Source organism: Streptomyces lincolnensis, assembly GCF_001685355.1.
GTDB lineage: Bacteria > Actinomycetota > Actinomycetes > Streptomycetales > Streptomycetaceae > Streptomyces > Streptomyces lincolnensis.
On the sequence record NZ_CP016438.1, the window covers coordinates 3,566,045 to 3,590,123 of the forward strand.

The 24,079-nt window shown below is 69.7% G+C and carries 19 protein-coding genes; 5 read left to right on the forward strand and 14 right to left on the reverse strand.

Translation table 11 applies throughout. The annotated features are described in order from the left end of the window. Nucleotides 1-50 precede the first annotated feature (50 nt). The 3 genes from SLINC_RS15770 to SLINC_RS15780 are packed head-to-tail and all read left to right on the forward strand — an operon-like array spanning nucleotide 51 to nucleotide 3,129. Nucleotides 51-1,157: an Lrp/AsnC family transcriptional regulator gene (locus tag SLINC_RS15770; protein ID WP_079165118.1), complete on the forward strand. Its 1,107-nt coding sequence runs from the start codon at nucleotides 51-53 to the stop codon at nucleotides 1,155-1,157. Continuing rightward, complete coding sequence (locus SLINC_RS15775) at nucleotides 1,154-2,548, forward strand: M20 family metallopeptidase (protein WP_067432621.1); 1,395 nt, start codon at nucleotides 1,154-1,156, stop codon at nucleotides 2,546-2,548. The genes SLINC_RS15770 and SLINC_RS15775 overlap by 4 nt, the downstream gene beginning before the upstream one ends. Continuing rightward, nucleotides 2,545-3,129 carry a TerD family protein gene (locus SLINC_RS15780; protein ID WP_067432624.1) on the forward strand — a complete coding sequence of 195 codons (585 nt, stop codon included), beginning with the start codon at nucleotides 2,545-2,547 and terminating at the stop codon, nucleotides 3,127-3,129. Before SLINC_RS15775 ends, SLINC_RS15780 begins: the two co-directional genes overlap by 4 nt. 61 nt (nucleotides 3,130-3,190) lie before the next feature. Here SLINC_RS15780 and SLINC_RS15785 read toward each other — a convergent pair whose 3' ends face one another. Next, nucleotides 3,191-4,315: an amidinotransferase gene (locus SLINC_RS15785; protein WP_067432627.1), complete on the reverse strand. Its 1,125-nt coding sequence runs from the start codon at nucleotides 4,313-4,315 to the stop codon at nucleotides 3,191-3,193. 228 nt (nucleotides 4,316-4,543) lie between these two features. On the opposite strand from SLINC_RS15785, the gene SLINC_RS15790 reads away from it, so the two are divergent. Beyond that, the gene (locus SLINC_RS15790; RefSeq protein WP_067432631.1) at nucleotides 4,544-5,239 is read left to right on the forward strand and encodes a DUF899 domain-containing protein; all 696 of its coding nucleotides are present in this window, start codon (nucleotides 4,544-4,546) and stop codon (nucleotides 5,237-5,239) included. Nucleotides 5,240-5,278: 39 nt separating this feature from the next. Here SLINC_RS15790 and SLINC_RS15795 read toward each other — a convergent pair whose 3' ends face one another. The 11 genes from SLINC_RS15795 to SLINC_RS15845 all read right to left on the reverse strand — a co-directional run bounded on the left by SLINC_RS15795 (nucleotide 5,279) and on the right by SLINC_RS15845 (nucleotide 20,697). Then, nucleotides 5,279-7,252: a TIGR03960 family B12-binding radical SAM protein gene (locus tag SLINC_RS15795; protein ID WP_067432634.1), complete on the reverse strand. Its 1,974-nt coding sequence runs from the start codon at nucleotides 7,250-7,252 to the stop codon at nucleotides 5,279-5,281. An 89-nt stretch (nucleotides 7,253-7,341) separates the two neighbouring features. Beyond that, nucleotides 7,342-8,847 (reverse strand): CYTH and CHAD domain-containing protein, encoded by a 1,506-nt coding sequence (locus tag SLINC_RS15800; protein WP_067432637.1) that lies wholly within the window; start codon nucleotides 8,845-8,847, stop codon nucleotides 7,342-7,344. An 87-nt stretch (nucleotides 8,848-8,934) separates the two neighbouring features. Further along, complete coding sequence (gene rodA / locus SLINC_RS15805; protein ID WP_067432640.1) at nucleotides 8,935-10,134, reverse strand: rod shape-determining protein RodA; 1,200 nt, start codon at nucleotides 10,132-10,134, stop codon at nucleotides 8,935-8,937. Continuing rightward, entirely contained in the window at nucleotides 10,131-12,377 is a 2,247-nt protein-coding gene (gene mrdA / locus SLINC_RS15810) for a penicillin-binding protein 2 (RefSeq protein ID WP_067432643.1), read from the reverse strand. The genes rodA and mrdA overlap by 4 nt, the downstream gene beginning before the upstream one ends. 158 nt (nucleotides 12,378-12,535) lie before the next feature. Further along, nucleotides 12,536-13,216: a rod shape-determining protein MreD gene (mreD, locus tag SLINC_RS15815; RefSeq protein ID WP_067432647.1), complete on the reverse strand. Its 681-nt coding sequence runs from the start codon at nucleotides 13,214-13,216 to the stop codon at nucleotides 12,536-12,538. A gap of 12 nt (nucleotides 13,217-13,228) precedes the next feature. Then, a complete protein-coding gene (gene mreC, locus SLINC_RS15820; RefSeq protein WP_067432650.1) occupies nucleotides 13,229-14,176 on the reverse strand; it encodes a rod shape-determining protein MreC in 948 nt (315 codons plus the stop codon). A gap of 142 nt (nucleotides 14,177-14,318) precedes the next feature. Continuing rightward, nucleotides 14,319-15,338: a rod shape-determining protein gene (locus tag SLINC_RS15825; RefSeq protein WP_004931372.1), complete on the reverse strand. Its 1,020-nt coding sequence runs from the start codon at nucleotides 15,336-15,338 to the stop codon at nucleotides 14,319-14,321. Nucleotides 15,339-15,634: 296 nt separating this feature from the next. Then, the gene (gene ndk / locus SLINC_RS15830; RefSeq protein WP_067432654.1) at nucleotides 15,635-16,048 is read right to left on the reverse strand and encodes a nucleoside-diphosphate kinase; all 414 of its coding nucleotides are present in this window, start codon (nucleotides 16,046-16,048) and stop codon (nucleotides 15,635-15,637) included. Between the two features lie 78 nt (nucleotides 16,049-16,126). After that, nucleotides 16,127-16,483, reverse strand: a complete 357-nt coding sequence (locus SLINC_RS15835) for a DUF4233 domain-containing protein (RefSeq protein WP_067432657.1) — start codon at nucleotides 16,481-16,483, stop codon at nucleotides 16,127-16,129. Nucleotides 16,484-16,492: 9 nt separating this feature from the next. Further along, entirely contained in the window at nucleotides 16,493-17,977 is a 1,485-nt protein-coding gene (gene folC / locus SLINC_RS15840) for a bifunctional tetrahydrofolate synthase/dihydrofolate synthase (protein WP_067432660.1), read from the reverse strand. Between the two features lie 95 nt (nucleotides 17,978-18,072). After that, nucleotides 18,073-20,697: a valine--tRNA ligase gene (locus SLINC_RS15845; RefSeq protein ID WP_067432663.1), complete on the reverse strand. Its 2,625-nt coding sequence runs from the start codon at nucleotides 20,695-20,697 to the stop codon at nucleotides 18,073-18,075. Nucleotides 20,698-20,833: 136 nt separating this feature from the next. On the opposite strand from SLINC_RS15845, the gene SLINC_RS15850 reads away from it, so the two are divergent. Further along, nucleotides 20,834-21,790 (forward strand): hypothetical protein, encoded by a 957-nt coding sequence (locus SLINC_RS15850; protein WP_067432665.1) that lies wholly within the window; start codon nucleotides 20,834-20,836, stop codon nucleotides 21,788-21,790. Between the two features lie 89 nt (nucleotides 21,791-21,879). On the opposite strand, the gene clpX is transcribed toward SLINC_RS15850, so the two are convergent. Continuing rightward, nucleotides 21,880-23,166, reverse strand: a complete 1,287-nt coding sequence (gene clpX / locus SLINC_RS15855) for an ATP-dependent Clp protease ATP-binding subunit ClpX (RefSeq protein ID WP_067432668.1) — start codon at nucleotides 23,164-23,166, stop codon at nucleotides 21,880-21,882. Between the two features lie 183 nt (nucleotides 23,167-23,349). After that, on the reverse strand, nucleotides 23,350-24,030 hold the full coding sequence (locus tag SLINC_RS15860) for an ATP-dependent Clp protease proteolytic subunit (RefSeq protein ID WP_067432671.1): 681 nt from the start codon (nucleotides 24,028-24,030) through the stop codon (nucleotides 23,350-23,352). Nucleotides 24,031-24,079: the final 49 nt, after the last annotated feature.

A 24,079-nucleotide genomic window follows, 5' to 3' on the forward strand; every position in this document is an offset into this window, starting at 1 on the left:
TCGGTACTCGTTCTGAGGGCATCTATGGCATCTATGGATGAATGGACGACATGACGGCTCTGGACGATGACGACCTCGACCTCGTCGCCGCGCTCCAGCACGCCCCGCGGGCCCCGCTGAGCCTGCTGGCGGAGGTGCTGGGGGTCTCGGCGAGCACCGCGGGCCGCCGGCTGGCCCGGCTGGAGTCGGACCGGCTGCTGCGGGTGATCGGCCAGCTCGACTGGTCGGTGTCCGGCGAGGGCAACCCGTGGCACGTGTGGGTGACGGCGGAACCCGGCCGCGCCCCGGAGGTCGCCCGCCGTCTGGCCGACCTTCCCGAGACCAGCCACGCGGCGGTCACCGCGGGCCACTCGGACGTCTACTGCGCCGTCCAGCCGGCCCGCCGCGACCGCACCACCGACCTGCTGTCCCGCACCATCCCCGCCACCCCCGGAGTCCGCTCGGCCCGCTCCGAACTCATCCTGTCGGCCACCACCAAGTCCGACTCCTGGCGCCTGCCGCGGCTGACCGAGGACCAGGTGCGGCGGCTCACCGAGCACGCGGCCCCCGACCGCGCGGTCGATCCCCCGCCCCACCACACCGCCCTCACCGACGACGAACTGCGCACCCTGCGGCTGCTCGCCACCGACGCCCGCTCGTCCGCCGCCCAGGTCGCCCGCGAGCTCGGCATCGGCCAGTCCACCGCCTACCGCACCACCCAGTCCCTGCTCCGGCGCGGCCTGGTCCGCCCCCGCGTGGAGGTCGAACCGGGCCTGCTCGGCTACGCCCTGGAGGTCGCGATCACCCTGACGGTCGCCCCGAGCGCGACGGCCGGGCTGGCCCGCTCGCTCGCCCGGCACCCCTCGGCCCGGTACGTGGTCATCACCGCGGGCACCTCCTGCGTGATCCACCACGGCGTCTTCCGCGACGAGGAGGGCCTCGCGGAGTTTCTCACCCGGGACCTGGCCGAGCTGCCCGGGGTGACCTCCTTCGACGTCTGCGTCGTACTCGACGCGCTGCGCCGCCACTGGCTCGACCGCGAGGACGGCCGCCTGGCCGCGCACGACAAGCAGGAAGACGCGCCCGACGAGCGGACAGCCGCGCACGACGAGCCGGCGAACGGACCGGGGCACGACCAGCCGCGGCACGGACCGCAGAACGGAGCCGACACCGCATGACCACCCGCGAGACCGCCATCGCCCGCGCGACCGCCTACTACGACTCCGGCGCCTTCCTGACCGACCTGCGCCGCCGGGTCGCGATGCCGACGGAGAGCCAACCGCCCGCGGACACGGCCCGCCTGTACGCCTACCTGAAGGACGAACTCGCCCCCGCGGCCGACCGCCTGGGGGCCGAGGTCCGCATCCTCGACAACCCGGATCCCGCCGCCGGCCCCTTCCTCCTCGCCCACCGCCACGAGGCGGACGACCTGCCGACCGTCCTGGTCTACGGCCACGCGGACGTCGTCCCCGGCCAGGACGACCGCTGGCGCGAGGGCCTGTCCCCCTGGCATCTCGTCGTCGAGGGCGACCGCCTCTACGGCCGCGGCACCGCCGACAACAAGGGCCAGCACACCGTCAACCTGGCCGCCCTGGAACAGGTGCTCACCGCGCGCGGCGGCCGCCTCGGCTTCAACCTGAAGCTGCTGATCGAGACGGGCGAGGAGTCCGGCTCCCCGGGCCTGCACGAGTTCTGCCGCCGCATGAAGGACGACCTGGCAGCGGACGTCCTGATCGCCTCCGACGGTCCCCGCCTCGCCGCCGACCGCCCCACCCTCTTCCTCGGCTCGCGCGGCGCCGCCAACATCCGCCTCCGCGTGCCCCTGCGCGAGGGTGCCCACCACTCGGGCAACTGGGGCGGCGCCCTGCGCAACCCGGCGACCGTGCTGGCGTCCGCCCTCGCGACCATGGTCGACGCCCGCGGCCGCATTCTCGTGGCGGGCCTACGACCGCCCGCGATCCCGGCGCCGGTCAGGGCGGCGCTCGCCGGCCTCACCGTCGGCGGCGGCCCGGACGATCCCCGCGTCGACACCGACTGGGGCGAGCCGGACCTCACGCCCGCCGAACGCGTCTTCGCCTGGAACACCCTGGAGGTCCTGGCCCTGTCCGCCGGGGACCCGGCCAAGCCGGTGGGCGCGATACCCGGAAGGGCCCATGCGGACGTCCAGCTCCGTTTCGTCGTAGGGACCGACTGGCAGCGCCTCGCGGAGATCCTCCGGGCCCATCTGGACGCCCACGGCCTGCCCATGGTCGAGGTCGAGGTGCTCCAGGCGGTACCCGCGACCCGGCTGAGCCCCGACTCCCCCTGGGTCCGTCTGGCCACGGACTCCCTCCAGCGCACCACCGGCAAGACCCCGGCGATCCTCCCCAACCTCGGCGGCACCCTCCCCAACGACGCCTTCGCGGAGATCCTCGGCCTGCCCACCGTCTGGGTGCCCCACTCCCACCCGTCCTGCGCCCAGCACGCGCCCGACGAACACCTGCTGGGCTCGGTGGCCCGGGAATCCCTGGCCGTCATGGCGGGACTCTTCTGGGACCTCGGGGAAAGCCGGGGCAGTATGGGCGCATGATTACGCTCACGAAGGAAGACGGCCCGGCCGACCTGGACGGCGTGACCCACCTGGCCATCGGGGTCTCCTGGGACCCCACGGCCGGCGCCAGCGGCGGAGTGCTCGGCAAGCTGCGCCGCAAGACCGGCACCGACCTCGACCTCATCGCCATCGCCATGCACGACGGGGACCCGGTCCGCCTCGCGGGCCTGGACTCCCTCGACCCCATCGGCAACGGCTCCCTCCTGCACAGCGGCGACAACCAGACCGGGCACGGGGACGGCGACGACGAGACCGTCACCGTCGAGTTCGCCAAGATCCCGCCGCACATCACCTCGATCGTCTTCGTCGCCGCCGCCTACAAGAAGGGCAGCTCCTTCCAGAAGGCCCGCAACATCAGCTTCAAGGTCTACGACGCCACCGGCGGCAGCACCCAGCAGGTCGCCGACATCTGGCCCTCCATGCTCACCTCGGACAACGGCTGCGCCGTGGCCAAGGCCGTCCGCTCCGGCGCCATCTGGAAGCTCCAGGTCATCAACGACACCGGCAAGATCAAGCAGGGCGACCAGCTGGCCCTGATGCGCTTCGCCGCCAGCAAGTAGCCGCCGGCCGGGGCCCCTCGGGCAGTACGCCTCAGGTGCGATACGCCTGATGCGGCACGACTCAGGTGCAGTACGACTCCAGGGTGCCCCGCCGCCGGACATCGAGCGTCGCGCAGTGGAACGAGCCGCCGAACGGCGCGTAGTGCAGCAGATCGCAGGGGATCGGCTCGAAGCCCCACCTCTCCAGCGCGCGCAGCATCCCGGTGTGATGCCGCTCCGCGATCACCCGCTTCTCGTCGATCATCAGCACGTTCAGGCTGAGCCACTTCCCGCACATCGACGTGACCCTGAGCAGGGGATCGTCGAGCGGGTCGGGCTCGGGGGCGACCAGGATGTCCCACGAGCCCAGCGCCTCGGGCAGCCGGTCCACATCGACGTACTCGGGATTGACCAGTGCCTTGCCGGGTCCCAGTGGCAGAAACGTCGTGTCGATGTGCATCGGCGTACGGCAGCGGCTCCTGATCTCGTGAATGCGGTACCCCGGCCCCAGATGGCGGCGCAGCCACTCGATGCCCATCCGGTTGGTGACATTGCTCGGCGTCACGAACAGATCGCGACCCGCGCGCACGAAGTCCGCCGCGTCGAACACCGGCTCGAACTCGGTGAGGATGCGGCGCACCGGCTCGCCCTCGTCCGGCACCCGGAAGTCCGTCTCGAACAGCTCCTCGGTGAGCTGCGGCTTCGGCGCCGACGTCCAGCGCGCCCCGCGCCGGAAGTAGTCCTTCAGGATCCGGCGGTAGGAGTGGGCCTCGAAATACCGGCACGGCCACGCCATCGGCGTCTCGATGATCTCGTCACCGATCACCAGCAGACTGTCCCGCGGACAGGTGTTGCAAAAGCCCCGCGACGACCAGTCGGGCGTGCCGAAACGCCGCCGGTGATCGACCGCGTCGGGCCGCACGACCGTGACCCCGAGCCCCTCCAACAACGCGATGAACTCGTCCAGTTCCTGTTGCGCCCGCTCGATCAGCAGCCGCGGGTATCTGAAACCCGCGACCATCCCCTGCGCCCGCCCCGCCCACGTCGGCATGTTGCACGACACCACCGGATGCCTGGACGGGATCGTCGCCCCCTCCAGCCGCCCTACGACGACCTCCTCCAGCGGATCCCACTCGTTGTGCGAACCGACGGGCGCCACAGGAGACTCCACACCCCGGTCGGTCGCGTCCCGCTCCACCACCGTCATGACCAGCCACTCCCGATCACCGTGACCACCCCTGCACAGGCACCCCTCGCCCCCTGCCCGCGCGTCAGCTTCCACGTCCCACGAAACGCGCCCACCAAACACGGCACCGAACACGGCCACCGGACACGGCCACCGGACACGACCGCTCCTGGGACCGATGAGTTCCGGAGCCCGGTGAGGTCTGCCTCAGCAGAAGCGAGAACCGCCGACGAGATCTGTGAGGGGACCATGACCACCCACGCACTACCGCCCGTCGTCGACGCGGCAACCTGGGAGCAGCGGCTGGCGGCCCTGCGCGCCCGGGAGAAGGCCGCGACGCGCGAGCTCGACGCCATCGCCGCCGAGCGGCGCCGGCTGCCGATGGTCGAGATGCCCGACTACATCCTGGAGGGCGAGGACGGCCCCGTCCGACTGGCGGACGTCTTCGAGGACAGGCGGCAACTGATCGTCTACAACCACATGTGGTCCGACGGCAAGGAGTGGCAGTGCCCGGGCTGCACGGGGTTCACCTCGCAGTTCACCCGCCTGGAGTTCCTGGACAACTACGACGCCCGGTTCGTCGTAGTCACCCAGGGCCCGATCGATGAGGCCCTCGCCTACAAACGCCGGGTCGGCAACCGCATGCCGTGGTACTCGACCGCCAACAGCCCGTTCGGAGCCGACGTCGGCGCCCCGCCCGACGCCGGATTCGCGGTCAACGTCTTCCTCCGCGACGGCGACACCGTCCACCGCACCTGGCACACCGACGGCCGCGGCACCGAACAGCTCAGCCACACCTTCGCCCTGATCGACCTTCTCCCCTACGGCCGCCAGGAGGAATGGCAGGACTCCCCCGACGGCTGGCCCCAGTCCCCCACCTACACCCGCTGGTCCACGTCCAAGGACATCGCCACGCTCTACGGCCCCACCCACCACGACGCCTGAACCCGCACGAACTCCCCCTCCCCACAGGGAGGGGGACCGTCAGTGCGCGTGCCCGCCCGCCGCCGGCGCCGCGTTCTTCACCGTCAACGGCAGCAGCTTCTTGCCCGTCGGGCCGATCTGGATGGACGTGTCCATCTGAGGGCACACCCCGCAGTCGAAGCAAGGCGTCCAGCGGCAGTCCTCGACCTCCGTCTCGTCGAGGGCGTCCTGCCAGTCCTCCCAGAGCCAGTCCTTGTCCAGGCCGGAGTCGAGGTGGTCCCAGGGGAGGACCTCCTCGTAGGTGCGCTCGCGGGTGGTGTACCAGTCGACGTCCACGCCGAACGGGGCCAGCGCCTTGTCCGCGCAGGCCATCCAGCGGTCGTAGGAGAAGTGCTCGCGCCAGCCGTCGAAGCGGCCGCCGTCCTCGTAGACGGCGCGGATGACCGAGCCGATGCGGCGGTCGCCGCGGGAGAGGAGGCCTTCCACGATGCCGGGCTTGCCGTCGTGGTAGCGGAAGCCGATGGAGCGGCCGTACTTCTTGTCGCCGCGGATCTTGTCGCGGAGCTTTCCGAGGCGGGCGTCCGTCTCCTCGGCGCTCAGCTGCGGCGCCCACTGGAACGGCGTGTGCGGCTTGGGCACGAAGCCGCCGATGGAGACCGTGCAGCGGATGTCGTTCTGACCGGAGACCTCGCGGCCCTTCTGGATCACGCTCATCGCCATGTCGGCGATCTGGAGGACGTCCTCGTCGGTCTCCGTCGGCAGGCCGCACATGAAGTACAGCTTCACCTGGCGCCAGCCGTTGCCGTACGCCGTCGCCACCGTCCGGATGAGGTCCTCCTCGGACACCATCTTGTTGATGACCTTGCGCATGCGCTCGGAGCCGCCCTCGGGGGCGAAGGTCAGGCCGGAGCGGCGGCCGTTGCGCGTCAGCTCGTTCGCCAGGTCGACGTTGAAGGCGTCCACGCGGGTCGAGGGAAGCGAGAGGCCGACCTTGTCCTCCTCGTACCGGTCCGCGAGGCCCTTGGCGATGTCGCCGATCTCGGAGTGGTCCGCCGAGGAGAGGGAGAGCAGGCCCACCTCCTCGAAGCCCGTCGCCTTCAGGCCCTTCTCCACCATCTCGCCGATGCCGGTGATGGAGCGCTCGCGCACCGGACGGGTGATCATGCCGGCCTGGCAGAAGCGGCAGCCGCGCGTGCAGCCGCGGAAGATCTCCACCGACATCCGCTCGTGGACGGTCTCGGCGAGCGGGACCAGCGGCTGCTTGGGGTACGGCCACTCGTCCAGGTCCATGACCGTGTGCTTGGACACGCGCCACGGGACGCCCGACTTGTTCGGTACGACACGGGCGATCCGGCCGTCCGGGAGGTACTCGACGTCGTAGAACGCGGGGATGTAGACGGACCCCGTCCGCGCCAGGCGGAAGAGGACCTCCTCGCGGCCGCCCGGCCGCCCCTCGGCCTTCCACTCGCGGATGATCCGCGTCATGTCGAGGACGGCCTGCTCGCCGTCGCCGATGATCGCCGCGTCGATGAAGTCGGCGATCGGCTCGGGGTTGAAGGCGGCGTGCCCGCCGGCCAGCACGATCGGGTCGTCCAGCCCACGGTCCTTGGACTCCAGCGGGATGCCCGCCAGGTCCAGCGCCGTCAGCATGTTGGTGTAGCCGAGCTCCGTGGAGAAGGAGAGGCCGAAGACGTCGAAGGCCTTCACCGGCCGGTGGCTGTCCACCGTGAACTGCGGGACGTCGTGCTCCCGCATCAGCGCCTCCAGGTCCGGCCAGACGCTGTAGGTGCGCTCGGCGAGGACGCCCTCCTGCTCGTTCAGGACCTCGTAGAGGATCATGACGCCCTGGTTGGGCAGCCCGACCTCGTAGGCGTCGGGGTACATCAACGCCCAGCGGACGTCACACGACTCCCACGGCTTGACGGTGGAGTTGAGCTCTCCGCCGACGTACTGGATCGGCTTCTGCACATGCGGGAGCAGAGCTTCGAGCTGCGGAAACACGGACTCTGCGGCCGCAGCGACTTCGGCAGGCATGTCGCGAACCTTCGTGAGCGGGACTGAACTGACAGGGGTGACCATCAAGACTAACGCGGCCACGGCCACCCCCCGCACGCCCGAAGGGCTCAGAGGTCCGCCGCCGCGTCCTTGACCTCGTCCCAGAACCCGGGCAGCTCGGCCTCCACGGTCGCGGCCCGGTGCTCCTCGCGCCCGTACAGCAGCCCGTACGTGAACGCGCTCTCCCCCGCCGCGTGCGCGACCGCGGACAGCTCGCGCAGGGTCCCGCGGGCCATGACGCTGTCCTGGTGCTCGCCGAGCAGGTTCTGGAGGGACTTCATGGACTTGACCAGGTCCTTGGCCGGCTTGCCGAGGGCCGGGCGGGCCGCCTCCGCCGCGTAGCGGGTCCGCTTCGTCTTCTTGCGGGCCTCGTGGATGGCGACGTCCCGGTCCGTGCCGGGGTCCAGCTCCAGCGCCTGCCCGACGAGCGCGGACACCTTCGCGAAGTCCTTCTTCACCGCCTTGGGGATCACCTTCCCGGGTTTCTTCCCGGCCGCCTTCAGCAGCGGCGGGTCGGCGAGCAGTGTGTCGAAGGCATCGAGCAGGGCCAGGTAGCGGCGGGAGTCGAGGATCCCGATCAGCCGGCCGCTCGCGCCGCCGGGCCGGTCGCCCGCCCAGGCGGCCAGCCGCTCGGCGACCGGACCGGAGACCAGCGTGGAGGGCACCTGGTCGAGGGCCGCGGACAGGCGTTCGTTCAGTACCTCACGGTCCCGGTCCACGCCCAGCTCACCGGCCAGCCACTTCAGCTCGTCGCCGATCGGGTCGGTGACGGCCCGGTCGAGGATCTTGCCGAACGACTTGAAGGTGCTGCGCATCCGGCGGGTGGCGACGCGCATGCTGTGCACGGAGTCCTCGACGTCGCGGCGCACAGCCGGGTCGAACTCGACGATCGCGTCCCGCTGGGCGCGGACGTAGGCGAGGACGTGGTCGCCGGCGGTCACCGGGTCACCGGTGGCGGCGGGCCGACGCTTCTTCTCCGGGGCGGTCTCCGCCAGCGCCCGCGCCAGCTTCGACGCCGACCCCGACGGCCGCACCCCCGCCTTGCGCAGGCGTTTGTCGACCTTGTCGAGGAAGGCCGGGTCGCCCCCGTCGGCCAGCTCCACCTCGATCTCGGTCCACTGGGCGCTGCCACCCTCTTCCGTGAGCCGCTCGGCCCGTACCGCGTCGACGCTCACCTCGGCCAGCAGCCGCCCGTCGCCGTCCACCAGGTGGCGCACGTCCCGGTCCGAGCGCAGGCGCACCACGGGCCGCAGCTCGGCGTCGCGGACGCGGGAGCGGACCAGGCCGGCGAGGGCGCGGGGCACGGTGTCGGAGAGCGGCGCCTGGATCTCGTCCCGCACGCCCGGGGTCACCGGGAACTTCAGATGCCAGCCCGCGTCCGATCCGCCGGTGCGGCGGCGCAGGGTGAGCGCGGAGGCGGCGAGGCGTTCGTCGACGGTGTCGTAGTAGGTGGCGTCCAGGTGCGCGACTCCCTTGTCGATCACTGCCTCGACCCCGGCGACGCCGGTCAGGTCGGGCAGTCCGCTCTCGTCGGACTCGTATTTCCGCTCGATCTCGCGCTTGATGTCCGCCATGACCTGAATCTAGTGGCCCACGGCCCGTTACGGCAGGGGGCACCGCGGACGGCCCCCGGGCAAACCCGGGGGCGACCACGGGTGACGTCAGGCGGACATGGGCCGCTGCACCCGGATGGACTGCAACAGCCCCACCGCCACCCAGACCGCGAACATCGACGAGCCTCCGTAGGACACGAACGGCAGTGGCAGGCCCGTGACCGGCATGATCCCGAGGGTCATGCCGATGTTCTCGAAGGCCTGGAAGGCGAACCAGGCCACGATCCCGGCGGCGACGATCGTGCCGTAGAGCTCGGTCGTCTCGCGGGCGATGCGGCAGGCGCGCCACAGGACGACGCCGAGCAGCACGATGATCAGGCCCGCGCCGAGGAAGCCGAGTTCCTCGCCGGCGACGGTGAAGACGAAGTCGGTCTGCTGCTCGGGCACGAACTGGCCGGTCGTCTGCGAGCCGTGGAACAGCCCGGAGCCCGTCAGTCCGCCCGAGCCGATGGCGATGCGGGCCTGGTTGGTGTTGTAGCCGACACCCGCCGGGTCGAGGCTGGGGTTGGCGAAGGCCGCGAAGCGGGCGATCTGGTACTCGTCCAGGATGTGCAGCTGCCATACGGCGATGGCGCCGGCCGCGCCCGCGCCGAGCAGTCCGAACACCCACCGGTTGGAGGCGCCGGAGGCGAGCAGCACGCCCAGCACGATGATGACCATCACCATGACCGACCCGAGGTCGGGCATCAGCATCACGACCAGCATCGGCACGGCGGCCAGGCCGAGCGCCTGGAGCACGGTGCGGTGGTCCGGGTACGGCTTGTCACCCGCGTCCACCCGTGCGGCCAGCAGCATCGCCATGCCCAGGATGATCGTGATCTTCACGAACTCGGAGGGCTGGAGCGAGAAGCCGCCGCCGAGCACGATCCAGGAGTGGGCGCCGTTGACGGTCGAGCCGAGCGGGGTCAGTACCAGCAGGATCAGGAACACCGAGGCGCCGTAGAGGATCGGGACGGCGGTGCGCAGGGTGCGGTGGCCGAGCCAGACCGTGCCGATCATCAGGGCGAGCCCGATGCCGGTGTTCATGAGGTGCCGGACCAGGAAGTAGTACGGGTCGCCCTGGTTGATCTCGGTGCGGTTGCGGGTGGCCGAGAAGACGAGGATCGAGCCGATCAGTGACAGGGCGACGGCCGCGAGCAGTATCGGCCAGTCCAGCCGGCGGGCGAGGGAGTCCCGGGCCAACAGGCGGGTCCAGCCCGCCCGTTGGGGCCCGTATCCGGAGACGTGGAAGCTGTTGACGCCGGTCATGCGAGCGTCCTCCGGCTTCCGCCTGCCCGCCGTCGGCGGCGTGCGTTCCGGTTGCCCGGGGTGGCTGTCCCCACGGTGGCCGCCAGCTGCTGCACGTCCGGCTCCTCCGTGCCCTTCTGGCTGATCCGCTGCTCCTTGGCCGGGTCCTTGGAGACCTTCGGGGAGGTGATGGAACCGTCGTCCTTGATCTTCGGCAGGTTCTTCTCCGGGGTGGGCAGCAGCGCGTTCTTCGGGTTGATCCTGCCGTCCTCCGAGACGCCGTAGAGCGCGTTGTAGATCTTGCGCACGGCGGGGCCCGAGGCTCCGGAGCCCGTACCACCTTGGGAGATGGTCATGACGACCGTGTAGTCCTTGGTGTACGTGGCGAACCAGGAGGTGGTCTGCTTGCCGTAGACCTCGGCGGTGCCCGTCTTGGCGTGCATCGGGATCTTGTCCTGCGGCCAGCCGCCGAACCGCCAGGCGGCCGAACCGCGGGTCACGACTCCCGCGAGGGCGTCGTTTATCTCGGCGAGCGTCTTCTTCGAGTCGGGCAGCTTGCCGTGCGGCTTGGGCGCGATCTCCTGGACACGCTTGCCGTCGGCGCTCACGATCGCCTTGCCGACGGTCGGGTCGTAGAGGGTGCCGCCGTTGGAGATCGCTCCGTAGATCGTCGCCATCTGGATCGGTGTGACGAGGGTGTCGCCCTGGCCGATGGAGTAGTTGACGGAGTCACCGGCGCGCATCTTGTTGCCTTCGAGGCAGTTCTCGTACGCGATCTGCTCGGCGTACGAGCCGCCCTTCTTGCCGTACTTGCACCAGGCGTCCTTGTTGGCCTTCCAGTAGTCCTGCTTCCACTGGCGGTCCGGGACGCGGCCACTGACCTCGTTCGGCAGGTCGATGCCGGTCTCCTTGCCGAGGCCGAACTGGTGGGCGGTCTTGTAGAACCAGTCGTTGGCGTTCTTCTTCGGCGTGTTGCCGCCGTCCCGCTGCCATTCCTGGTGGGCCAGTCGGTAGAAGACGGTGTCGCAGGAGACCTCCAGGGCGCGGCCGAGGTTGATCGGGCCGTACCCCTTGGACTCGAAGTTCTTGAAGACCTGGCCGCCGATGGAGTACGAGCTGGAGCACTCGTAGTTGCCGTCGAAGGAGTAGCCCGCGTTGACCGCGGCCGAGCTGGAGACGACCTTGAAGATCGAGCCGGGGGCGGCCTGGCCCTGGATCGCGCGGTTGAGCAGCGGGTAGTTGGAGTTCTTACCGGTGAGCCTGGTGTAGTCCTTGGCGGAGATGCCGCCGACCCAGGCGTTCGGGTCGTAGGTCGGGTTCGAGGCCATGGCGACGACCCGGCCGGTCTTGGCCTCCATCACCACGACCGCGCCGGAGTCCGCCTTGTACTTCTCGCCGGTGTTCTTGTCGAAGATCTTGCGGGCTTCCTTCATCGCGTCGTTGAGTTCGTACTCCGCGACGCGCTGAACGCGGGCGTCGACGCTGGTGACGAGGTTGGAGCCGGGCTGCGCGGGGTCGGCCTGGGCCTCGCCGATGACGCGGCCGAGGTTGTCGACCTCGTAGCGGGTGACGCCGGCCTTGCCGCGCAGTTCCTTGTCGTACTGGCGCTCCAGGCCGGAGCGGCCGACCTGGTCGGAGCGCAGGTAGGGCGAGTCGGTGTCCTGGGCCTTGGTGATCTCCTCGTCGGTGACGGGCGAGAGATAACCGAGGACCTGGGCGGTGTTGGCCTTGGCGGGGGCGGCGTAGCGGCGGACGGCCTCGGGCTCGGCGGTGATGCCGGGGAACTCCTCGGCGCGCTCGCGGATCTGGAGGGCCTGCTTGGCGGTGGCCTCGTCGGTGATGGGGATGGGCTGGTACGGCGAGCCGTTCCAGCAGGGCTGGGGGGTCTTGGCGTCGCACAGGCGGACCTTCTCCATGACCTCCTTGGGCGTCATGGCGAGGACGCCGGCCAGCTTGGTGAGGACGGCCTTGCCGTCGTCCTTCATCTTCAGCAGGTCGGTGCGGGAGGCGGAGACCACCAGCCGGGTCTCGTTGTCGGCGAGGGGGACTCCGCGGGCGTCCAGGATCGATCCGCGGACGGCGGGCTCGACGACCTGCTGGACGTGGTTGCCGGAGGCCTCCTTGGCGTACTCGTCGCCCTCGCGGATCTGGAGGTACCACAGGCGCCCGCCGAGGGTGCCGAGGAGGGAGAGGACGAGAACCTGGATGACGATGAGCCGGATCTGGACCCGTGGGGTCCGACCGGTCTCGGGGATGTTGGTCACTGCGGCTGCCTCCCCCTCTCAGTGCGTCGACGTGTACGAGGCGCCGGTGTACGCGTCGGTGGTGTGTGCGCGTACGCATGATGAACGGCGGACCTGTGAGCCCGCGTTCCGCCGCCACGCCCTCGTTCGGGTGAACTCCAGGATGAACTCCAGCGTGTTCACAGCCGCTTGACCCCCTTGATGCGGCCGACACGCGCGGTGCGGGCGCGGGCCTTGGTCTTCAGACTGCCGAGTCCGCCGCGCTGGCCGCCGATCTTCAGACCGGTGCCGGAGGAGAGCCAGCCGGAGGAGATGTCGGTGGCCTTGGAGGCCGCCGCGTTGGTCTCGGCGAGCGGGTCGTTCTCCGCGCGCCGGGCCAGGGCCATGATCCCGGGGACGACGAACGGGGCGAGCAGCAGGTCGTACAGGGCGGCCGTGAACAGCAGGCTGGGCAGGCCGACATGGCGGGCGGCGGTGTCGCCGACGAGGGCGCCGACCCCGGCGTACAGCAGGGTGGAGCCGATGGCGGCGGCGACCACGACGAGCATGGGGCCGGTGGCGGACTTCAGCCGGCCGTTGTCCGGTTTGGCCAGTCCGGCGAGGTAGCCGATGACGCAGAGCACTAGGGCGTAGCGCCCGGCCGCGTGGTCGGCGGGTGGGGCGAGGTCGGCGAGGAGACCCGCGCCGAAGCCGACGAGGGCGCCGCCGACATGGCCGTAGACCAGGGCGAGGCCGAGGACGGTGAGGAGCAGCAGGTCGGGGACGGCGCCTGGGAGGTGGAGGCGGGCGAGGACGCTCACCTGGAGGACCAGGGCGACGACGACCAGGGATGTGGAGAGCAGGATCCGGTTGACGCGCATGGGCTACAGCTCCTACTGCTCTTCTTGGATCTGGCCGTCGACCGGCGCGTCGGCGGACGGCGTGGCGGTCACCGTCACGGTCGGCGTCGGGGTCGGCCGGGGCTTGGCGGGAAGCACCGTGTCGCGCGGGTCCTTCTTCGGGGCCTGGACGACGACGCCGACGATGTCGAGTTTGGTGAAGCTGACGTACGGCGTGACGTACACGGTGCGGGTGAGGCCGCCGCCGGAGGGGTCGACGCGGGCGACCACGCCGACCGGCACGCCGGGCACGAAGGGCTTGTCGGCCTGGGAGCCGAAGGTGACCAGGCGGTCGCCCTTCTTGATCTCGGCCTTGCCGTTGAGGAGTTCGACGCGCAGCGGGCGGTCGCCCTGTCCGGAGGCGAAGCCGAGTTCGTCGCCGGCCTCCATGCGGGTGCCGACGGTGAAGTCGGGGTCGTTGGCGAGGAGCACGGTGGCGGTGTCCGGGCCGACGGTCGTCACGCGGCCGACGAGTCCGTCGCCGTTGAGGACGGTCATGTCGCGCCGGATGCCGTCGTTGGCGCCGACGTCGACGGTGATGGTCCAGGAGAAGCCCTGGGCCGCTCCTATCGCGATGACCTGGGCGCCCTTGATGCCGTACTGGCCCTGGCCGGCGATCTTCAGCATCTTGTCGAGCTGGGCGAGGCGGCTGCGGTTGCGGTCGTCGCTGCCGAGCTTCGCCTTGAGGGCCGCGTTCTCCTTCTCCATCTCGGCGAGCCGGTCGTGGCGTTCGCCGGAGTCACGGATGGCGGAGACGGCGTTGCCGACCGGGTTGACCGCGGTCGACACACCGTCCTCGATCGGGCCGAAGACGGCGGCCGCGGCCTGGCGGGCACCGTCGACCGGTGAGTCCTCCCCGCCACGGATGTCCACCGTGATCAGCGCGAACGCGACGGCGACCAGCAGCACCAGGAGCAGCCGGCTCTCTCGTGTGTCCCTCACGTGCGGCGGCCGTGCCCTTCCTCATAGGAATTCGTGTGCGGTGTTCAGGTGTCGTGATGTGTGTGGGAGAGCTTATGTCTCTATATCAACGATCCGCCGCACGAGAGGAGATCATCTCGTACGGCGGAATCGCGATGTCAGGTCATCTGCGCGGCTGGGCGTCCAGCACCTGCTGAAGCGCCTCGAACTCCTCGACGCACTTGCCGGAGCCGAGCGCCACGCTGTCCAGCGGGTCCTCGGCGATGTGGATCGGCATGCCGGTCTCGCGGCGCAGCCGCTCGTCGAGACCGCGGAGCAGGGCGCCGCCGCCCGTCAGGACGATGCCGCGGTCCATGATGTCGCCGGACAGCTCCGGCGGGCACTTGTCGAGGGTCGTCTTGACCGCGTCGACGATCGCGTTGACGGGTTCCTCGATCGCCTTGCGGACCTCGGCGGCCGAAATGACGACGGTCTTGGGCAGCCCGGAGACGAGGTCCCGGCCGCGGATTTCGGTGTGTTCGTCAGCGTCGAGGTCGTACGCCGAGCCGATGGTGATCTTGATCTGCTCGGCCGTCCGCTCACCGAGGAGGAGCGAGTACTCCTTCTTGATGTGCTGGATGATCGCGTTGTCCAGCTCGTCGCCCGCGACGCGGATGGACTGGGCCGTCACGATGCCGCCGAGGGAGATGACCGCGACCTCCGTGGTGCCGCCACCGATGTCCACCACCATGTTGCCCGTGGCCTCGTGGACCGGCAGGCCGGAACCGATGGCCGCGGCCATGGGCTCCTCGATGATGTGCACCTGACGGGCGCCGGCCTGGGACGACGCCTCGATGACGGCGCGGCGCTCGACGCCCGTGATGCCCGAGGGCACGCAGACGACGACCCGCGGACGAGCCAGATACCGCCGCTTGTGGATCTTCAGGATGAAGTAGCGGAGCATCCGCTCGGTGATCTCGAAGTCGGCGATGACGCCGTCCTTCAGCGGACGTACGGCAACGATGTTGCCGGGCGTGCGCCCGATCATCTTCTTGGCTTCGGCTCCGACCGCGAGGATGCCACCGGTGTTGGTGTTGATCGCGACCACGGACGGCTCGTTGAGTACGATCCCGCGACCCCTGACGTACACCAGCGTGTTGGCGGTCCCGAGGTCGACAGCCATGTCACGGCCGATGAACGACATTGAGTTCCCCATCAGGATTCGACTGGCCTTCCTGGGAGCGTGTGAGGGCTTTTCAGGTCGGCGAAGTGGGTGCGGTGACGTGAAGGCTTCCATCGTAGACGCGCCTGCACGAACACCGCGCGAGGGTCTTCGCCATTGTCAGCAGATGAAGTACCGCCTCGCTTGTGGAGACGGTCCATCGGGGGCACTCGTTCCCCCGATCGCCACGCATATGCCAAAGGACGGCCGAAAGTGCGCGGCCGCCCCAGGTCGGACGAGAGCGTGAGCTGACGCCCCCTCAGAAAAAGCCACGAAACCTACGCACGCCCGGGAAAGAAGATCTTCACCTCGCGCTCGGCCGACTCCTCGGAGTCGGACGCGTGGATCAGGTTCTCGCGGACGATGACACCGAAGTCGCCCCGGATGGAGCCGGGCGCGGCGGCGATCGGGTCGGTCGGGCCGGCCAGCTGCCGCACCCCCTCGATGACCCGCTCGCCCTCGACGATCAGCGCGACGACCGGGCCGGAGGCCATGAACTCCACCAGCGGCTCGTAGAAGGGCTTGCCCTTGTGCTCTCCGTAGTGCTGCTCCAGGGTGTCCTGGTCCAGCGTGCGCAGCTCCAGCGCGGTGATCTGCCATCCGGCCTTGCGCTCGATACGGCTGATGATCTCGCCGGTCAGGCCGCGACGGACCGCGTCGGGCTTGAGCAGGACGAGGGTGCGCTGGGTCACGAAGGGCTCCTTCGGATCAAGGACTGTGCGGGGATTTCACGACAGACCCTGAGGTTACAGGGCGTGTCGGCGCACTTGTCACACAGCGTCAGGTGTAGAGGGGGCGGCCTGGGCGGCGAACCTCGCCTTCGCCTCGTCGATCTTCCGGCCGTAGTGCACGGACGCCCACCACAGCGCCGCGAAGATCGCCCCCATGAAGAACATCGTCGGGACGACGAAGCCGGAGGCGATCAGCGCGGCCTGGAGCGCCCAGCCCATGGCGATGCCGCCCGGCCGGGTCACCAGCCCGCACAGCACCAGGCACAGGAACATCGCGATACCGCTGACCGTCCACACCGTCGACATGGACAGATCGGGGTCCTTCATCGCGACCAGACCGGCGAACCCGATGACGAAGAACTCGCCGATCAGCGTCGAAGCACAGAGCGTACGCATGTGAGGTCCTCAGCCCTTCCCCAGCAGCAGCCGGGCCTCGCCGACGGTGATGACGGAACCGGTGACGAGCACACCGCCGCCCGTGAACTCGCCCTCCTCCTCGGCGAGCGTGATCGCCGCCTCCAGGGCGTCCGGCAGCCGCGGCTCCACCTGCACCCGCTCCTCGCCGAACACCTCGACGGCGATCGCGGCGAGCTCGTCGGCGTCCATGGCCCGGTGGCTGGAGTTCTGCGTGATCACGACCTCGGCGAAGATCGGCTCGAAGGCCTCCAGCACCCCCCGCACGTTCTTGTCGCCGCTCGCGCCCACCACACCGATCAGCCGGCTGAAGTCGAAGGCCTCCCCCACCGCCTCGGCGGTGGCCCGGGCGCCCGCCGGGTTGTGCGCCGCGTCCAGGACGACGGTCGGGGACCGCCGTACGACCTCCAGGCGGCCCGGGGAGGTGACGGCCGCGAAGGCCTTGCGGATGGTGTCGATGTCGAGCGGTTCGGGCCGCTGGGATCCGACGCCGAAGAACGCCTCCACGGCGGCCAGGGCGACGGCGGCGTTGTGCGCCTGGTACGGGCCGTGCAGCGGAAGGAACACCTCCCCGTACTCCCCGCCGAGCCCGCGCAGCGTGAGCAGCTGGCCGCCGACGGCGACCTGCCGCGCGACCACCCCGAACTCCAGGCCCTCGCGGGCCACGGTGGCGTCGACCTCGACGGCCTTCTTCAGCAGCACCTGGGCCGCGTCCACCGGCTGCTGCGCCAGGATGACCGTCGCGTCCTGCTTGACGATGCCGGCCTTCTCGGTGGCGATCGCCGCGGGCGTCTCACCGAGCCGGTCGGTGTGGTCCAGGTCGATGGGCGTGACGACGGCGACATCACCGTCGATCACATTGGTCGCGTCCCAGGAGCCGCCCATCCCCACTTCCACGACGGCCACGTCGACCGGCGCGTCCGCGAAGGCGGCGTACGCCATGCCCGTCAGCACCTCGAAGAACGACAGCCGGTACTCCTGCTGCGCGTCGACCATCTCGATGTACGGCTTGATGTCGTGGTACGTCTCGATGAAGCGCTCGGCGTCGATCGGCGCCCCGTCGAGGCTGATCCGCTCGGTGATCGACTGCACGTGCGGGCTGGTGTACCGCCCGGTGCGCAGCTCGAAGGCGCCGAGCAGGGCCTCGATCATGCGGGCGGTGGAGGTCTTGCCGTTGGTGCCGGTGATGTGGATCGAGGGGTACGACCGCTGCGGGTCGCCCAGCACGTCCATCAGGGCGGCGATCCGGGCGACCGACGGCTCCAGCTTGGTCTCGCCCCAGCGGCCGGCGAGCTCCGTCTCGACCGCACGCAGGGCCTTGTCGACCTCGGGGTCCTCGGGGCGCGCGGGCACATCGGTGTCCGGGGCCGCGCCCTGGGTGCGCAGGGTGCGGCTGCCGGCCTCGATGACCGCGAGATCGGGGTCCCGGTCGGTCTCGGCCGCGATGATCTCGTCGAAGTCGTCGCTGTCACTCACGGGGTCAGTTTAGGGCTGCGTCCGAGGAGAGGTGCGGCTGGTCCCGTTCGGCGGGCGCGGGGAGGATGGGGCAGGTCCCCGCGCCCCTCACCTCGCTACTGCTGGGGCAGCCTGTCCAGCTGGGCCCGGATCCTCGTGATGTCGTCCTCCGCCTTGGCCAGACGGCCGCGGATCTTGTCGACCACGTTGTCCGGGGCCTTCGCGAGGAACGCCTCGTTGCCGAGCTTGGCGGTGGCCTGGGACTTCTCCTTCTCCGCCGCCGCCAGGTCCTTCGCGAGGCGCTTGCGCTCCGCCGCCACGTCGATCGTGCCGGAGAGGTCGAGGGCGACCTCGGCGCCGGCGACCGGGAGGGTCGCCGTGGCCGTGAAGTCCTCGCCCTCCGGCTGGAGGCGCAGCAGCTGGCGGATGGCGGCCTCGTGAGGTGCCAGCGCCGTGCCGTCGAGGGCCAGGCGGGCCGGGACGCGCTGGCCCGGCTGGAGTCCCTGGTCGGCGCGGAAGCGGCGGACCTCGGTGATGACGGACTGGAGGGTCTCGATCTCGCGTTCGGCGGCGTCGTCCCGGAAGCCGCTGTCCTGGGGCCAGTCCGCGACGACGACCGACTCGCCGCCGGTGAGGGTGGTCCACAGGGTCTCCGTGACGAACGGGACCACCGGGTGCAGCAGCTTCAGCGTGACGTCGAGGACCTCGCCGAGGACGCGCTTGCTGACCTCGGCCGGCTCGCCGCCCGCCTGGAACGTCGTCTTGGACAGCTCGACGTACCAGTCGAAGACCTCGTCCCACGCGAAGTGGAAGAGGGCGTCGGAGAGCTTCGCGAACTGGAAGTCCTCGTAGAACGCGTCGACCTGGGCGACCGTCTTGTTGAGACGGGACAGGATCCAACGGTCCGTGGCGGACATCGCGGAGGCGTCCGGGAGGGGACCGTCCACCGTCGCGCCGTTCATCAGCGCGAAGCGCGTCGCGTTCCAGATCTTGTTGGCGAAGTTCCGGGACGCCTGGACCCAGTCCTCGCCGATCGGGACGTCGGTGCCGGGGTTGGCGCCGCGGGCGAGCGTGAACCGCAGAGCGTCGGAGCCGTACTTGTCCATCCAGTCCAGCGGATTGACCGTGTTGCCGAACGACTTCGACATCTTCTTGCCGTGCTCGTCACGGACCATGCCGTGGAACGCGATGGTGCGGAAGGGGATCTCACCGTCCATCGCGTACAGGCCGAACATCATCATCCGGGCGACCCAGAAGAACATCAGGTCGTACCCGGTGACCATGGCCGAGTTCGGATAGAACTTCGCCAGGTCCGCGGTCTTCTCGGGCCAGCCCAGGGTGGAGAAGGGCCACAGGCCGGACGAGAACCAGGTGTCCAGGACGTCGGTGTCCTGCTCCCAGCCCTCGCCGCTCGGCGGCTGCTCGTCGGGGCCGACGCACACGGTCTCGCCGTCCGGGCCGTGCCAGACGGGGATCCGGTGACCCCACCACAACTGCCGCGAGATACACCAGTCGTTGAGGTTGTCGACCCAGTCGAAGTACCGCTGCGACAGGTCGGCGGGGTGGATGTCCACCCGGCCGTCGCGGACCGCGTCACCGGCGGCCTTGGCGAGCGTCTCGACCTTCACCCACCACTGCAGAGACAGCCGCGGCTCAAGGGTCGTCTTGCAGCGCGAGCAGTGGCCGACCGAGTGGACGTACGGCCGCTTCTCCGCGACGATCCGGCCGTCGGCGCGCAGCGCGGCGACGATCGCGGAACGCGCCTCGAAGCGGTCAAGCCCCTCGAAAGGCCCGTGGACCGTGATCACGCCGCGCTCGTCCATGACGGTCAGCGACTCCAGGCCGTGCCGCTGGCCGATGGCGAAGTCGTTGGGGTCATGGGCGGGGGTGACCTTGACGGCACCGGTGCCGAACTCGGGGTCGACGTGTGTGTCGGCGACGACGGGAATCGTGCGGCCCGTCAGCGGCAGCGCGATGCGCCGACCGACGAGGTGCTTGTAGCGCTCGTCATCCGGGTGAACAGCGACGGCGGTGTCACCGAGCATCGTCTCCGCACGCGTGGTGGCGACGACGAGCGTGTCGTCGCCCTCGCCGTACTTGATGGAAACGAGTTCGCCGTCGTCGTCCTGGTAGTCGACCTCGATGTCAGAGATGGCCGTCAGGCAGCGCGGGCACCAGTTGATGATGCGCTCGGCGCGGTAGATCAGGCCGTCGTCGAACATCTTCTTGAAGACGGTCTGGACGGCACGGGACAGACCCTCGTCCATGGTGAAGCGGTCACGGCTCCACGCGACGCCGTTGCCCAGGCGCCGCATCTGTCCGGCGATCTGACCACCGGACTCAGCCTTCCACTGCCAGACCCGCTCCACGAACGCCTCGCGGCCCAGGTCGTGACGGGACTTGCCCTCCTTGGCGAGCTCCCGCTCGACGACGTTCTGCGTCGCGATACCCGCGTGGTCCATGCCGGGCTGCCACAACGTCTCGTAGCCCTGCATGCGCTTACGGCGGGTGAGGGCGTCGATCAGCGTGTGCTCGAAGGCGTGGCCCAGGTGGAGGGAGCCGGTGACGTTGGGCGGCGGAATGACGATGGTGTACGCGGGCTTGTCGCTCTTGGCGTCGGCCTCGAAGTAACCCCGCTCCACCCAGCGCTCGTACAGCGGCCCCTCTACGTCGGCCGGCGCGTACTGGGTCGGCAGTTCGGTGTGGGGCGCTGTGGGCTGCTGCTGAGCGTTCTCGGTCACGGGCCCAGTTTAGGGGTGTCACGCGGGAGTCCCGAAACGCCTTTGTTCTGTAACGGTGGGGCCCCCGGTGCCATGTATGCGCTGTGTCTAGGCCAGGATGTCTGAATCACATAAGCATCTGGAGGGGAACCCAGAGATGAGCTACAACCAGCCGGGCCCGTACGGCGGGCAGCCCCAGCAGCCCGGACCGTACGGTCAGCAGCCGGGTCCCTACGGCCAGCCGCCGCAGGCTCCGCCCGGCCAGCCCGGCTACGGCTACCCTCAGCAGGCTCCGCCGGCCCAGCCGGGCTACGGCTACCCGCAGCAGCCCGGGCAGGGCGTACCGCCCCAGCAGGCCCCCTACGGCCAGCAGCCGCCCTACGGCCAGGCTCCCTACGGGGTGCCCCAGCCGCCGGCGCCCGGCGGCGGCAAGAAGAAGACGGGCATCATCATCGGCGCGGTCGCGGTCGTCGCCGCGATCGCCGTCGGCGCGTACTTCGTGATCGGCGGCGGCTCGGGCGGCTCGGACATCGCCGACGACGGCCCGCACACCCTGACGACTCCCGCCACGGTCCTCGGCGGCGAGTACAAGAAGGGCGAGAACGCCGGCGACAGCGGCTTCTCCGAACAGGACGTCAAGGACGCCGAGAAGCACGGCGTCAAGAACGCCAAGGACGTCAACGCCGGCTACCAGTCCGGCGACGAGGCCAACCCGTTCGCCATGAAGATGCTCAACTTCATGGGCGTCTACGGCGACATCGAGGACCCCGAGGCGGTCGTCGACGGGATGTTCGCCGAGATGAAGAAGAGCGCCGCCAAGGACAACGAGGGCGAGGTCGTGGGCAGCCCGAAGGCGTACACGCCGAGCGATCTCAAGGACGCGGTCCTCAAGTGCCAGGAGATGAAGGTCAAGAACGACAACGCGGGGTCGACCGGCTCGTCGTCCGGACCGAGCGAGATCCGCATGCCCGTGTGCATCTGGGGCGACCACAGCACGCTCGGTGTCACCATGAACCTCGACCTGGCCAGCGCGATGACCGGCAAGTCGATGGACCTGAGTGCCGCCGCCGAGATCACGGCCAAGTTCCGCAACGAGGTCCGCAAGCCCGCGTGATGGCGCGGGCCCCGCACAGGCCATGACGCGTATGACGAAGGGGCCCCGGTCGGTCGACCGGGGCCCCTTCGCTTGTCCGTGTGCGGCGGTTACGCCGTCTTCTGCTCCCCGGGGCCCCGTCCGCGCGAATCCCTCGGGATCAGCGTCGGGTTGACGTTGGACAGGACCACGTCGGCGGTGATGACGACGCGGGCGACGTCCTTGCGGGAGGGGACCTCGTACATGACGCCCTGGAGGACTTCCTCCATGATGGCGCGCAGGCCGCGGGCGCCGGTCTGGCGGAGGATGGCCTGGTCGGCGATGGCTTCGAGGGCCTCGCGCTCGAAGTCCAGCTCCACGCCGTCGAGTTCGAAGAGGCGCTGGTACTGCTTCACGAGCGCGTTGCGGGGCTCCACCAGGATCTGGAGGAGGGCCTCGCGGTCCAGGTTGTGCACCGAGGTGATGACCGGGAGACGGCCGATGAACTCGGGGATCATGCCGAACTTGACCAGGTCCTCGGGCATGACGTCCTCGAACTGGTCCTTGGCCTCCAGCTCCCGCTTGGAGCGGATCGTCGCGCCGAAGCCGATGCCCTTGGCCCCGGCCCGGGACTCGATGAGCTTCTCCAGGCCCGCGAAGGCACCGCCCACGATGAACAGGACGTTCGTCGTGTCGATCTGGATGAACTCCTGGTGCGGGTGTTTGCGGCCGCCCTGGGGCGGCACGGAGGCGGTGGTGCCCTCCAGGATCTTCAGCAGGGCCTGCTGCACACCCTCGCCCGAGACATCGCGAGTGATCGAGGGGTTTTCACTCTTCCGCGCGACCTTGTCGATCTCGTCGATGTAGATGATGCCCGTTTCGGCCTTCTTGACGTCGTAGTCGGCCGCCTGGATGAGCTTCAGCAGGATGTTCTCCACATCCTCGCCGACGTAACCCGCCTCGGTGAGCGCCGTGGCGTCCGCGATCGCGAACGGGACGTTCAGCATGCGCGCGAGGGTCTGGGCCAGCAGCGTCTTGCCGGAGCCCGTGGGGCCCAGCAGAAGGATGTTGGACTTCGCCAACTCGATGGCGTCGTCGCGGCCCTGGGCGCCGCCGTTCTCACCGGCCTGGACGCGCTTGTAGTGGTTGTAGACGGCGACGGACAGTGCCTTCTTCGCCGACTCCTGGCCCACCACATAGCCCTCGAGGAACTCGTAGATCTCGCGGGGCTTGGGGAGTTCCTCCCAGCGCACCTCGCTGGTCTCGGCCAGCTCCTCCTCGATGATCTCGTTGCAGAGGTCGATGCACTCGTCGCAGATGTATACACCGGGCCCTGCGATGAGCTTCTTGACCTGCTTCTGGCTCTTGCCGCAGAACGAGCACTTGAGCAGATCGCCGCCGTCACCGATGCGTGCCACGGTGTGCTTCCCCTTCGCCTGGGAGACGCCTAGGTCCAGCGGCTCCTGGTGCTGCCTTATGTCCGACGGTACCTTGCCGAGCCCCCCGTTCGGGCCCCCCTTGGCACGGTTCACTTTGACGTGCACGGTGTCGTGCGCGTCGGTGAACCGTGCCGAGGAGCGGCAGACGATACAGCCTCCGCCTCAGCGGACGGAGGCGTTGTTCATCTTTCGGGTCGAAATGATCTGGTCGATCAGGCCGTACGCCAGGGCGTCGTCGGCCGTGAGGATCTTGTCGCGCTCGATGTCCTCGCGGATCTTCTCGATCGGCGTGGTGGAGTGCTTGGCCAGCAGGTCTTCCAGCTGGGCGCGCATCCGCAGGATCTCGTTCGCGGCGATCTCCAGGTCGGAGACCTGACCGCGACCCGTCTCGCTGTAGGGCTGGTGGATCAGCACCCGGGCGTTCGGGAGGGCCATGCGCTTGCCCGGCGTACCGGCGGCCAGCAGGATGGCGGCGGCCGAGGCGGCCTGGCCCATGCAGACCGTCTGGACGTCCGGCTTCACGAACTGCATCGTGTCGTAGATCGCGGTGAGCGCGGTGAAGGAGCCGCCGGGGCTGTTGATGTAGACCGAGATGTCCCGGTCGGGGTCCATCGACTCCAGGCACAGCAGCTGGGCCATGACGTCGTTGGCGGAGGCGTCGTCGATCTGCACGCCGAGGAAGATCACGCGCTCTTCGAAGAGCTTGGCGTACGGGTCGTACTCGCGGATGCCCTGCGAGGTGCGCTCGACGAAGCGGGGGATGACGTACCGGGACTCGGCGACCGGCACGGTGCTCTCGGCGCGTGCGCGGTCGTACAGGCCGCTGCCGGGGAAGTCGTTCACTGTCTCTCTCCTAGGGGCTGAGGCGGTCGGCTGGGGGCGCTGCGGGGGT